The following is a 12,162-nucleotide window of genomic DNA, read 5'->3' as shown; positions in this document are numbered from 1 at the left end:
AAGACATTCATGCCTAGATGGCGCTGGTGGAACAGGTCCGGGATGTCTTTTCCGGTCTGGAGACCGCCGAAGCTATGGAGGAACACAGAGCCACAGTCCTGCGCTTTATGGAAAATTCCTCCGCCGTCTGCGCGGCGGAGGCGGACCGCATGGCGGGCATTTTGCTGTTTTCCAAGGAACCGGGTGAGCTATGCTTCCTGGCGGTGGACCCAGCCTGCCGGAGACAGCACATTGCGCAGAAGCTGGTGTCCTTCATGCTGACGCAGATGGAAGAGGGCAAAGACATTTCCCGAATCACCTACCAGGAAAGCGACCCCAACGGACAGGCCGCACGGGCCTTCTACAAGCGCCTGGGCTTTTCAGAGAGCAGACTGACCGAAGAATTCGGCCACCCTGCCCAAGAGTTCGTTTTAAAACGACAGACCACCGGACAAACATGAGCACGGAAAATCGGGCAGGGGCCGCTGATTTCCGGTATGCTGGATCCAGAAGGACGGTGTGACCAATGGATTGGGTAACAAGCATTCATCAGGCGATCCAGTATATCGAGGAACATCTCCGGGAGGAGTTGACCATCCGGGAGATCGCGCAGCAGGCGGCCCTGTCTCCTTTTTACTTCCAGAAGGGGTTTGCCATGCTGTGCGGCATGACGGTGGGCGACTATATCCGCCAGCGCCGGCTCTCCGCCGCCGGGCTGGAGGTCCTCACGACGGACCGGAAAATCATCGACATCGCGCTGGAGTTCGGCTACGATTCGCCGGACAGCTTTACCAAAGCCTTTGCCCGGTTCCATGGCCTCACACCTGCCGCACTGCGAAAAGGCGGAGGCGCGGTCCGTTCCTTTGCTCCGCTTCGGATCAAAGTGACATTGGAAGGTGGTCAAAACATGGACTGTAAGGTTATGAAAAAAGAGGCGTTTACGGTGCTCTGCCGGGCAAAGACTTTCAAGTATGAGGACGCCGCCGCTCAGGTCCCCCAGTTCTGGGCGGAGCATTTCGGCACAGGTGGAGGCAAGGTGGTGTGCGGCATGTACGGCATCAACCTGGACGAGAGTATGGGCGGCAACGAGTTTGAATATCTCATCGCCGACAACTACGATCCCGCCAAGGAAATCCCTGACGGCTTCACCACCCGTACCATCCCGGCCCACACCTGGGCGGTGTTCCCCTGCACCGGTCGGATGCCTCAGGCTCTCCAGGGGCTGAACCAGCAGATATTCTCCCAGTGGCTGCCCACGAACCCAGACTACAAGATCGCCGCCGGCATCAACGTGGAGCTGTACAGCGACGCCAGCAAGTTTGAGAACGGCGCTCAGGATCAGGACTACTACTGCGAGGTCTGGATCCCGGTGGAAAAGAAGTAAGGCACATCCCCCACGGGAAAATGCCCCTGTGCGATAAAGGAGCACGAGAGGCTTGATCGACAGCCGCCTCGCTATAAGAGGAATTTGATAGAGAAACTCATACCTATACGGTAGAATAACAATATAATTCTGATTGATAGAGGAGGCGGCTGTCGTGCTTGACATGGTACCGGACGCAGAGCAAATGACAACTTTAGTGGGAAAATCCTTATACGAGATCTGGACTCAGTTATGTGCCTTGATTGATGAAAAATATGACATGGAACGTCTGTGGGGCAGCGGTGGGAAAGCATGGACCTATGAATATAAATACCGCCGAGGCGGCAAAACCCTATGCGCACTGTATGCGAGAGAAAACTGCATAGGATTTATGATCATCTTAGGTAAGGATGAGCGCTTGAAATTCGTAAACGACAGAGAACATTACTCAGAGAAAGTTCAAAGAATTTATGACGAAACGCAGACCTACCACGATGGAAAATGGCTGATGTTTGAGCCAGCAGACACCTCGTTGTTTGATGATTTCATCAGGCTTTTGGGCATTAAGAGGAAACCAAACAGAAAATAGAGACATGATCCTTAGAAGGGGACGGCGCATTTATGATGCCGTCCCCTCTCGCTTTTCTATTCCCAACATCTTTTGGAGCATCTCAATAGTGCTTGGCCACCGTGTGCCTGGTTGCCTTCGCGCCCTTGGCGATGACGCTCATATTAGTTTCATCAGGATGGAACTTCATGTGCTCCCAGATCTGACGCTCCTTCTTGTGGAGCTTGCACGGTGGGGGATCCCCCGCAGGCGGTCCTGTACGGCCTTCCGCTCCGCGTTCATCTGCCGAATGAGCACCTTCAGTTCCTCCCGGGTGTGGACGTAGGCGGGCTTGAAGTGTTTGGTTCCGTCCGGCCAGGCGGGCAAGTAGCGGGCCCCCAAAGAGGTGGTCATTGAGGTCAGAGATGCAACCGGTACCGGGCTTTCGGGTACACCTGGTCACCGGCTGGAAGTCGGTGACTGGATTCTGTTTTGTCAGAGGCAGCGCTTGGGCGGGTGGGCTGCTCCGGCTTTAACGGATGGGGAAAGATCCATTCCGTCAGGGCAGTCTTTTCCGCTCCCGGAGCGACTCGGCAGTGCTGGGCGACAGGGTAAATGGTGCGAGTCCCCGCGGCGGTCTCGGTATCCCAGGGCGTCAAAGTACCGCCTTTCTCCTCGCAGGTACTCATCGTCCAGCTTAACACAGTCCACCAGCGTACTCAGACCCATGTCCAGCTCCACCGACTTTACGATAAAGCCGGTGAGATTTCGGCTGCCATCTTCCGTATATCTTCGCTCCAGGATTGCTTTTTTCTTCGGCGACAGGTAGAGGGGAAGTTTCTCTTTTTTGCTCATGTTGATCTCCTCTCCGGGGCTTGCCCCCTGTTTTTTCCCTGTGGGAGCAGGCACTGCGGGATAACGACCGCAGAACTGATTTTTCTCTCTGGATTCGCCCCCATTTTTAACGCCCACGGAAACTCCTGAAACTGCCCGCTTGCCGATTCCGCTGTTCCTCCAAGTGAAGCATCTGTTGCTGGTAACAGCGATACATCGCTACTTGAATGGGCATGGTGTACTGGTTGTTGCCGTTCCACTTCATACCATGGTTGTCGATATAGCTGGTGCTCTCCACAGCAATGAGCTGCTTCCCCTCCAACTTTTTGTCCGCATCCCCCGGCCCAATGGCAGAATTCAGGATGAAAGATTTGCGGGTAAGGCTGGCGGAACAGGGGATTTCCTGATTTTCCAAATGGAGGTTTTGACCAACTCTTTTGGTCGGGCAATCGCTTTCTGCGGCGCTGGGGCGCCGAAGGAAAACCTGCTTTTGAACCGGTTCAAAAGCAGGTTTCCCTTTTCCAGGGAGGCCCGCGTGAAACCGGCCTGAAAAATATTTTCAAAAAAGAGGAGCAGCCTATTGACTTGGAGTCTACTCCAGGTGTTATGGTAGTAAAAAGCATGCGGAACAGAGGAGAAGATCCTGCGACGCCTCTCTGTCTGCAGGAACGCGAATCAAACGTACAAGGGCCGAGACAACGCTTTACTATGATGGGGCCGCACCGCCGGACGGGGCAAGGCAGGTGACTGCGTGGCCTGCGGGATACCCGTCCGGCTCAAAAGGCCGCCGGGACCCTTTGTGCGCGAAGGGAGAGACCGGCTGAATGCTGGAAAGGAGACAGACGCCATGACCATTGCAGAAGTGAGCAGGAGATTCGACCTGTCGGCGGACACCCTGCGCTATTACGAACGCATCGGACTGATTCCACCGGTACCCCGCACCAAGAGCGGTATCCGGGACTACGACGAGGAGTCCTGCAACTGGATCGAGCTGATGAAGTGTATGCGCGCCGCGGGCGTGCAGATCGAGGCGCTGATCGAGTATGTGGCCCTCTTCCAGCGGGGCGACGAGACCGTGGAGGCCCGCAAGGCCCTCCTGATCGAGCAGCGGGAACAATTGACGGCCCGCATGGAAGAGATGCAGCAGTCGCTGGACCGGCTCAATCACAAGATCGAGCGGTATGAAAAGGGCCTGATGTGCAAGGAGCAGCTGCTTCAGCGGCATCAGGACGGAAAGGAGAACGGCCATGTGTGACTGGAAGCAAGGCGTGATCTTTCCCCGGGGGCCGGAGAACGCCGCCTTTGCCCCCTATTTTGTGGGCCGGAGCTATTTGAATATGCTCTCGCTGGAGGGGGTGGTCATCGGCAACGTGACCTTTGAGCCGGGCTGCCGAAACAACTGGCACATACACCGGGCCGCAAAAGGCGGCGGGCAGATTCTGCTGTGCACCGGCGGCCGGGGGTGGTACCAGGAGGAGGGAAAGCCAGCCCGTGAACTCCGGACCGGAGATGTGGTCCATATTCCCGCCAACGTGAAGCACTGGCACGGCGCCGCCAAGGACAGTTGGTTTGCCCACCTGGCCGTGGAGATACCGGGGGAGGGCGCCGGGAACGAGTGGTGCGAGCCGGTGGATGACGAGGCATATGGGAAGTTGCCGTAACTATAGAAGCGAAGTACCGCAGGGGGCGGAGCGGACCGGAAACGGCCCGGTCCGCCTTTCTGACGCCAAGGAATTAGCACTCTATAATGATGAGTGCTAATATTTACAGTTTAGACATATTTGTCTGTATATTTGTTCATAATCCAGGCTTATACTAGGTCCAGAAGATGAGACAAGGGGGCGCGTTCGAGAGGGCGCAGTCCCCGGAAAGAGGATGGTTTCCATGAAAAGCAAAGGATTTTAGCAAATTAGTCTAATGACTGCTAACAGAGAAATCAAGATGGATCACAGTTTGAAAGGAGCCTTTTATATGTTTGGTATGATTCCCTTTGAGCGCAATAACGACAATTTCTTTGATATTTTTGACAACTTTGAGCGCAAGTTCTTCGGCAACAGCAGCGCCGCCCTGCCCGATTTCCGCACCGATATCCGCGACGCGGGCGACAAGTTCGTGCTGGAGGCAGAGCTGCCCGGTTTCCAGAAAGAGGATATCAAGCTGGATGTGAAGGATGGGATCCTCACCATCTCCGCCGAGCACAGCGAGAGCAAGGACGAAAAGAACGAGCAGGGCGGTTATATCCGCAGGGAGCGCCGCTATGGGTCCTTCCGCCGCTCCTTCGACATCAGCGGTGTGGATGACGAGCACATCACCGCCTCCTATCAGAACGGCGTGTTGGAGCTGCATCTCCCCAAGGTCATTCCTGCCGTGCCGGAGAGCAAGCGCATCGCCATAGAGTAAACAGCGCGGATGGGCCGGAGCGTGACAAGCGCCAGGGCTCCGGAGCGCTCTGCTGGGAGAGAAGGAGCCGGTCAGCGCGGTCTGGCCGGCTCCTCCCTGTATGCCTTCCAGTGCGGACAGGTCCCGTCGGGCTGCGGATACCGCCCCTGGTGGGGTACATGACAGTGCCCGTACCAGAGAGGTTCGAGCCGTCCGCCCTCGCTCAGGACGTAGTGCTGGCGATAGTGGACGCAAGTGCCGCAGACCTGCGCCCGCACGATATAGGTTTTTGTAGATCTCATAAATTTCACCTCACGAAGATAGTTTACTATTTTTTGATAGTAAAGTAAATACTATTATTTGATAGTAGATTAAAATGCAGTCGAGGTGAAGAATATGTATTTGCCGCGGCTGCGCGATTTGCGTGAGGACCGAGATATGACACAGGCTCAGGTGGCCAGTCTCCTGGGGATTGACCAGAGAGTTTATAGCAACTATGAGACAGGAAAACGTGAGATTCCACTGAGACATCTGATCGTCCTGGCCGACTATTACCACGTCACTGTGGATTATCTCCTGGGCCGGGACACCAAAAATTTGTAAATCGATCACTCCGGAAAGGATGTGAACCACCATGAACATGAATCAATTCACACAGAAATCCCTGGAAGCGGTGCAAAACGCCCAGACCATCGCCCAGGAGTACGGCAACCAGCAGATCGAACAGGTCCATCTCCTCTACGCACTGTTGGAGCAGGAGAACGGCCTGATCCCGCAGCTCCTGGGCGGCATGGGCCTCACCGTCCCGAGTCTGGAAGCGGCCGTCCGTAAAGAGGTAGAGGAGCTGCCTCGGGTGACGGTGGGCGGCGGCCGGGAGGCGGGCAAGGTCTATATCGCCGCCGACGTGGACAAGGCCCTCAACCGGGCGGAAGCCGTGGCCTCCTCCATGAAGGATGAATATGTCTCTGTGGAGCACCTGCTCCTCGCCCTGGTGGAGACGGCCAACAGCGGGCTCAAAGACTTGTTCCGTACCTACAACATCACCAAGGAGGGGGTGCTCAAAGCCCTCTCTGCCATCCGGGGCAACCAGAGGGTGACCTCCGACAACCCTGAGGAGACCTACGACGCCCTCAAGAAGTACGGCTCCGATCTGGTGGAGCGGGCCCGGCAGAATAAGCTGGACCCCGTCATCGGCCGGGACGACGAGATCCGAAACGTGATCCGCATCCTGAGCCGGAAGAGCAAGAACAATCCGGTCCTCATCGGCGAGCCCGGCGTGGGCAAGACCGCCATCGCCGAGGGCCTGGCCCAGCGGATCGTCAAAGGGGACGTGCCCGGTTCCCTGAAGGACAAGACCATCTTCGCCCTGGATATGGGCTCCCTGGTGGCCGGCGCCAAGTACCGCGGCGAGTTTGAAGAGCGGCTCAAAGCGGTGTTGGGCGAGGTCAGGAAGTCCGAGGGACGGATCATCCTCTTCATCGACGAGCTCCACACCATCGTGGGCGCGGGCAAGACCGAGGGCGCCATGGATGCAGGCAACCTCCTCAAGCCCATGCTGGCCCGGGGCGAGCTCCACTGCATCGGCGCCACCACCCTCAACGAGTATCGCCAGTATATCGAAAAGGACGCGGCCCTGGAGCGCCGGTTCCAGCCCGTCATGGTCAGCGAGCCCACGGTGGAGGACACCATCGCCATCCTCCGCGGCCTGAAGGAGCGCTACGAGGTGTTCCACGGCGTGAAGATCACCGACAACGCCATCATTGCCGCCGCCACCCTCTCCAACCGCTATATCACCGACCGGTTTCTCCCCGACAAGGCCATCGACCTGGTGGACGAAGCCTGCGCCATGATCCGCACGGAGATCGACTCCATGCCCACCGAGCTGGATGTGATCCGCCGGAAGATCATCCAGCATGAGATCGAGGAGGCCGCCCTCAAGAAGGAGGACGACGGCATTTCCAAGGAGCATCTCGCCGAGATCCAGAGAGAGCTGGCCGAGATGCGGGATGAGTTCAACGCCCAAAAGGCCCAGTGGGAGAACGAGAAGAACGCCATCGGCAAGGTGCAGAAGCTCCGCGAGGAGATGGAAAACGCCAATGCGGCGCTGGAGAAGGCCCAGCGGGAGTACGACCTCAACAAGGCTGCGGAGCTCCAGTACGGCAAGATCCCCGAGCTCCAGAAGGCCCTGGAGGCCGAGGAGCGGATCGCCCAGGAGGGCAAGGAACGCTCCCTGCTGCGGGATAAGGTCACGGAGGAGGAGATCGCCCGCATCATCCAGCGATGGACCGGCATCCCCGTGTCCAAGCTCATGGAGGGCGAGCGGGAGAAGCTCCTCCATCTGGAGGATATCCTCCACCAGAGGGTGGTGGGTCAGGACGAAGCCGTGCGCCTGGTGAGCGAGGCTATCCTGAGAAGCAGGGCCGGCATCGCCGACCCCGACAAGCCCATCGGTTCCTTCCTGTTCCTGGGCCCCACGGGCGTGGGCAAGACGGAGCTGGCCAAGACCCTGGCCGAAGCCCTCTTCGACAGCGAGAAGAACTTGGTGCGGATCGATATGTCGGAGTATATGGAAAAGTTCTCCGTTTCCCGGCTCATCGGCGCCCCTCCCGGATATGTGGGCTATGAGGAGGGCGGCCAGCTCACCGAGGCCGTCCGCCGCCAGCCCTACTCCGTGGTCCTCTTCGACGAGGTGGAGAAGGCCCACCCGGACGTGTTCAATATATTACTCCAGGTATTGGATGACGGCCGTATTACGGATAGTCAAGGCCGGACGGTGGATTTCAAGAACACCATCATCATCCTTACCTCTAACTTGGGCTCTCAGTTCCTGCTGGACGGCATCGGTCCCAACGGGGAAATCACCGAGGAGGCCAGAAACCAGGTCAGCGACCTGCTGAAGCACTCCTTCCGGCCCGAGTTCCTCAACCGGCTGGACGAGATCGTGTTCTATAAGCCCCTTACCAAGGACAACGTCACCCACATCATCGACCTGATGGTGGCGGAGCTCAACCGTAGGCTGGGAGACAAGCAGCTCACCGTGAGTCTCACCGAGCGGGCCAAGGACCACGTCATCGACAGCGCCTACGATCCCATTTACGGCGCCCGGCCCCTGCGCCGTTACCTCCAGCACACCGTGGAGACCCTCATCAGCCGGAAGATCATCTCCGGCGAGGTGGAGCCCGGCGACACCCTGGTGGTGGACTGTGCCGGGGACGAGCTCACCGTCAGCGCCGTGCAGGTGCAATGATTCCGCAAAAAGCAGATCAATGTTAAGCTTTGGCCCCGCCGGGTATGCCCGGCGGGGCCTTTTACCGCTTGAAATAAGGTGGGCTTTCCATAGAAAAAACAGGATGTGCGCATATTGCGGACTATTGTGCGTTCAAACGAGACAAAAGAGGAAAAACAGCATATCCCTGTGCGTTCTGACGAGCTTTGCAACTTTAGAAGAAACAGATTGCAAAAATGGCGTCCATATCGTATAATAAAGAACAATAAACCAATGGTCGTGAAATCCTGACAAGGGCTGTCGGACAGCGGGGCAGGCGATTTCGCCCGCCCCTTTTTCTTCGGAGCACGACTTACCTTTGAATGAAAGCGAGGAAGGGGAAAGTGTCAGAACACAACTTCAAGAAGGTACTGGTGGCCAACCGGGGGGAGATCGCCATCCGGATTTTCCGGGCCTGTTATGACCTGGGGCTGCACACGGTGGCCATGTATTCCAATGAGGACACCTATGCGCTCTTCCGCACCAAGGCCGACGAGGCCTACCTGATCGGGGAGAACAAATCCCCCCTGGGGGCTTATTTGGATATCCCCGGCATCATCGATCTGGCCAAGCGGAGAGGCGTGGACGCTATCCATCCGGGCTATGGGTTCCTCTCCGAGAACGCCGAATTCGCCCGCGCCTGCGAGGAGGCGGAGATCACTTTTATCGGTCCGGACTCCGGCATCCTGGCCCAGATGGGCGACAAGCTGGCGGCCAAGGCGACGGCCCTGGCCTGCGGCGTGCCCACCATACCCGGCTCCAAAGAGCCCCTGCGGGACGCCGACGAGGCCCTGGAGCGGGCGGTGTCCTATGGGTTTCCCGTCATCCTCAAGGCGGCCGCCGGAGGCGGCGGCCGCGGGATGCGCCGCTGTGACAGGCCCGAGGAGGTCAAGCCCGCCTTCGAGCTGGTGAAGGGAGAGGCCCACAAGGCCTTCGGCAACGACGATATCTTCATTGAAAAGTACCTGGTGGAGCCCAAGCATATCGAGGTCCAGGTGCTGGGCGACCGGTACGGCAACGTGGTCCACCTGGGTGAGCGGGACTGCTCCCTTCAGCGGCGGTACCAGAAGGTGGTGGAGTTCGCGCCGGCCTGGAGCGTGCCGCAGGCCACGCTGGAAAAGCTCCGCGCAGACGCGGTGAAGATCGCCCGGCATGTGGGCTATGTGAACGCCGGCACGGTGGAATTTCTGGTGGATCGGGACGGCAATCACTACTTTATTGAGATGAATCCCCGCATCCAGGTGGAGCACACCGTCACCGAGCAGGTCACCGGCATCGATCTGGTGCGGGCACAGATCCTCATCGCCGAGGGACACCCCCTCTCCCACCCATCTATCGACATGGGCAGCCAGGACAACCTGCACATCAAGGGGTATGCCATCCAATGCCGGGTCACCACCGAGGACCCGGCCAACCACTTCGCGCCCGACACCGGAAAGATCACCGCCTATCGCTCCGGCGGCGGCTGCGGCGTCCGCCTGGACGGCGGCAACGCCTATACCGGGGCCGTGATCTCCCCCTATTACGACTCCTTGCTGGTCAAGGTCACCTCCTGGGACAACACCTTTGAGGGGGCCTGCCGCCGGGCCACCCGCGCGGTGCGGGAGGAGCACGTCCGGGGCGTCAAGACCAATATCCCCTTCATCACCAACATTCTCAGCCACCCCACCTTCCGGTCCGGGGCCTGCCACACAAAGTTCATTGACGAGACCCCCGAGCTCTTCGAGATGCAGTACGGCCAGGACCGCGCCACCAAGGTGCTCAAGTACATCGCCCAAAAGCAGGTAGACAATCCCTCCATCGACCGCCGGCAACTGGACATCCCGCGGATCCCACGCGCCTCCGGCGAGGCCCGGCCCGGGCTCAAGCAGCTCCTGGACCAGAAGGGGCCCGAGGCCCTGCGGGACTGGGTGAAGGGGCAGAAAAAGCTCCTCATCACCGACACCACCATGCGGGACGCCCATCAGTCCCTGCTCTCCACCCGGGTGCGGACCCGGGATATGCTCCTGGGGGCGGACGGCACTGCGGAGATCCTGGCGGACTGCTTCTCCCTGGAGATGTGGGGCGGGGCCACCTTCGACGTGGCCTATCGGTTCCTCCACGAGTCCCCCTGGGAGCGGCTGGACCTGCTGCGGGAGAAGATCCCCAACATCCCCTTCCAGATGCTGCTCCGGGGCGCCAACGCCGTGGGCTACACCAACTATCCGGACAATCTGATCCGCGCCTTTGTGAAGGAGGCCGCCCGCTGCGGCATTGACGTATTCCGCATCTTCGACTCCCTCAACTGGGTCCCCGGTATGGAAGTGGCCATAGACGAGGTCCTCAACCAGGGCAAGGTCTGCGAGGCGTCCATCTGCTACACTGGCGATATTCTGGACCCCAAACGGGACCGCTACACCATTGCCTACTATGTGGACATGGCCAAGGAGCTGGAGCGCAGAGGGGCCCACATCCTGTGCATCAAGGATATGTCCGGACTCCTGAAGCCCTACGCCGCCAAGAAGCTGGTGAAGGCCCTCAAGGAGGAGGTGGGCATTCCCATCCACCTCCACACCCACGATACCTCCGGCAACCAGGTGGCGGCCCTCCTGATGGCGGCTGAGGCCGGGGTGGACATCGTGGACTGCGCGGTGGACTCCATGTCCTCCATGACCAGCCAGCCCTCCCTCAATGCGGTGGTCTCCGCGCTCCGCGGGCAGGAGCGGGACACCGGGCTGGACTCCGACGGCCTCCAGAAGCTCTCCGACTACTGGTCTGACGTGCGGGAGCGGTATGCCTCCTTTGAGACGGGGATCAAGAACCCCTCCACCGATATCTACCGCTATGAGATGCCCGGGGGCCAGTATTCCAACCTCAAGTCCCAGGTGGAGAGCTTGGGCCTGGGTCACAAGTTCGAGGCGGTCAAGGAGATGTACAAGGCCGTCAACGATATGCTGGGAGACATTGTAAAGGTGACCCCTTCCTCTAAGATGGTGGGAGATATGGCCATCTTTATGGTCCAGCACGACCTGACGCCGGAAAACGTGGTGGAAAAGGGGGCGGCGCTTGCCTTCCCGGACTCCGTGGTGAGCTACTTCAAGGGTATGATGGGCCAGCCGGCCTGGGGCTTTCCCGAGGACCTCCAGCGAGTGGTCCTCAAGGGCGAGGCGCCCATCACCTGCCGCCCCGGAGAGCTGCTGCCCCCCGTGGATTTGGAGGCAGCCCGGAAAGAGGTGGAGAAGTTCTACCCCGGCGCTTCTGACCGGACGGTCATCTCCTGGTGCCTCTATCCCAAGGTGGTGGAGGAGTTCTGCCGTCACAGGCAGGAGTACGGCTACATCATGCGCATGGGCAGCCATGTGTTTTTCAATGGCTTGGCCCTGGGCGAGACCAACAAGATCAGCATCGAGGACGGAAAGACCCTGGTCATCAAGTACCTGGGCCTGGGCGACCTCAATGAGGACGGCACCCGGAACGTCCACTTCGACCTCAACGGCATGGGCCGTACTGTGGCGGTGCCGGACCGGAACTCGGCCGTGCAGGTCCACCCCGTGGCCATGGCGGACCCGGAGGACAAGAGCCAGGTGGGCGCCTCCATCCCCGGTATGGTGTCCAAGGTCTCGGTAAAGCCGGGCGACGTGGTGGAGGAAAACCAGGTTCTCGCAGTCATTGAGGCCATGAAGATGGAGACCAGCGTGGTGGCCCGGATGTCGGGCACCGTGGACCAGATCCTGGTGACGGAGGGAACTTCGGTGAAGGCGGGCGAGCTGCTCATTACCATTCAATAAGAAAGAAGAAAAGCGGACCGCAATGCGG

Annotated in this window: 13 protein-coding genes; 9 read left to right on the top strand and 4 right to left on the bottom strand. The window is 59.1% G+C overall.

Annotated elements, in window-relative coordinates:
• Positions 1–17 precede the first annotated feature (17 nt).
• The 3 genes from ABUA09_RS06335 (at position 18) to ABUA09_RS06325 (ending at position 1,931) form a co-directional block, all read left to right on the top strand.
• Complete coding sequence (locus ABUA09_RS06335) at positions 18–440, top strand: GNAT family N-acetyltransferase (RefSeq protein WP_349949215.1); 423 nt, start codon at positions 18–20, stop codon at positions 438–440.
• Between the two features lie 65 nt (positions 441–505).
• Positions 506–1,363 carry an AraC family transcriptional regulator gene (locus ABUA09_RS06330; RefSeq protein WP_058117143.1) on the top strand — a complete coding sequence of 286 codons (858 nt, stop codon included), beginning with the start codon at positions 506–508 and terminating at the stop codon, positions 1,361–1,363.
• A gap of 154 nt (positions 1,364–1,517) precedes the next feature.
• On the top strand, positions 1,518–1,931 hold the full coding sequence (locus ABUA09_RS06325; protein WP_033117432.1) for a DUF3788 domain-containing protein: 414 nt from the start codon (positions 1,518–1,520) through the stop codon (positions 1,929–1,931).
• A 165-nt stretch (positions 1,932–2,096) separates the two neighbouring features.
• On the opposite strand, the gene ABUA09_RS06320 is transcribed toward ABUA09_RS06325, so the two are convergent.
• The 3 genes from ABUA09_RS06320 to ABUA09_RS06310 form a co-directional block, all read right to left on the bottom strand.
• Positions 2,097–2,276 carry a hypothetical protein gene (locus ABUA09_RS06320; RefSeq protein ID WP_033117431.1) on the bottom strand — a complete coding sequence of 60 codons (180 nt, stop codon included), beginning with the start codon at positions 2,274–2,276 and terminating at the stop codon, positions 2,097–2,099.
• Between the two features lie 108 nt (positions 2,277–2,384).
• Entirely contained in the window at positions 2,385–2,744 is a 360-nt protein-coding gene (locus ABUA09_RS06315; protein WP_147586055.1) for a hypothetical protein, read from the bottom strand.
• Positions 2,745–2,850: 106 nt separating this feature from the next.
• A complete protein-coding gene (locus ABUA09_RS06310; protein WP_033117430.1) occupies positions 2,851–3,138 on the bottom strand; it encodes a hypothetical protein in 288 nt (95 codons plus the stop codon).
• Positions 3,139–3,570: 432 nt separating this feature from the next.
• Here ABUA09_RS06310 and ABUA09_RS06305 point away from each other — a divergent pair, with 432 nt between their 5' ends.
• The 3 genes from ABUA09_RS06305 to ABUA09_RS06295 all read left to right on the top strand — a co-directional run bounded on the left by ABUA09_RS06305 (position 3,571) and on the right by ABUA09_RS06295 (position 5,123).
• On the top strand, positions 3,571–3,978 hold the full coding sequence (locus tag ABUA09_RS06305; RefSeq protein WP_033117429.1) for a MerR family transcriptional regulator: 408 nt from the start codon (positions 3,571–3,573) through the stop codon (positions 3,976–3,978).
• On the top strand, positions 3,971–4,384 hold the full coding sequence (locus tag ABUA09_RS06300; RefSeq protein WP_195614689.1) for a cupin domain-containing protein: 414 nt from the start codon (positions 3,971–3,973) through the stop codon (positions 4,382–4,384). Before ABUA09_RS06305 ends, ABUA09_RS06300 begins: the two co-directional genes overlap by 8 nt.
• Before the next feature lie 310 nt (positions 4,385–4,694).
• Positions 4,695–5,123 carry an Hsp20/alpha crystallin family protein gene (locus ABUA09_RS06295; RefSeq protein WP_033117427.1) on the top strand — a complete coding sequence of 143 codons (429 nt, stop codon included), beginning with the start codon at positions 4,695–4,697 and terminating at the stop codon, positions 5,121–5,123.
• A gap of 71 nt (positions 5,124–5,194) precedes the next feature.
• Here ABUA09_RS06295 and ABUA09_RS06290 read toward each other — a convergent pair whose 3' ends face one another.
• Positions 5,195–5,404 (bottom strand): hypothetical protein, encoded by a 210-nt coding sequence (locus ABUA09_RS06290; protein ID WP_349949214.1) that lies wholly within the window; start codon positions 5,402–5,404, stop codon positions 5,195–5,197.
• 94 nt (positions 5,405–5,498) lie between these two features.
• On the opposite strand from ABUA09_RS06290, the gene ABUA09_RS06285 reads away from it, so the two are divergent.
• From ABUA09_RS06285 to ABUA09_RS06275, 3 genes are all read left to right on the top strand, one after another.
• Entirely contained in the window at positions 5,499–5,705 is a 207-nt protein-coding gene (locus tag ABUA09_RS06285) for a helix-turn-helix domain-containing protein (protein ID WP_033117426.1), read from the top strand.
• A 31-nt stretch (positions 5,706–5,736) separates the two neighbouring features.
• Positions 5,737–8,349, top strand: a complete 2,613-nt coding sequence (clpB, locus tag ABUA09_RS06280) for an ATP-dependent chaperone ClpB (RefSeq protein ID WP_033117425.1) — start codon at positions 5,737–5,739, stop codon at positions 8,347–8,349.
• Positions 8,350–8,690: 341 nt separating this feature from the next.
• Positions 8,691–12,134 carry a pyruvate carboxylase gene (locus tag ABUA09_RS06275; protein ID WP_349949213.1) on the top strand — a complete coding sequence of 1,148 codons (3,444 nt, stop codon included), beginning with the start codon at positions 8,691–8,693 and terminating at the stop codon, positions 12,132–12,134.
• Positions 12,135–12,162: the final 28 nt, after the last annotated feature.

It is taken from the genome of Intestinimonas sp. RTP31139st1_F5_RTP31139_211217 (genome assembly GCF_040226735.1).
Taxonomy (GTDB): domain Bacteria; phylum Bacillota; class Clostridia; order Oscillospirales; family Oscillospiraceae; genus Intestinimonas; species Intestinimonas butyriciproducens.
This window is presented reverse-complemented; position numbering and strand designations above follow the sequence as displayed.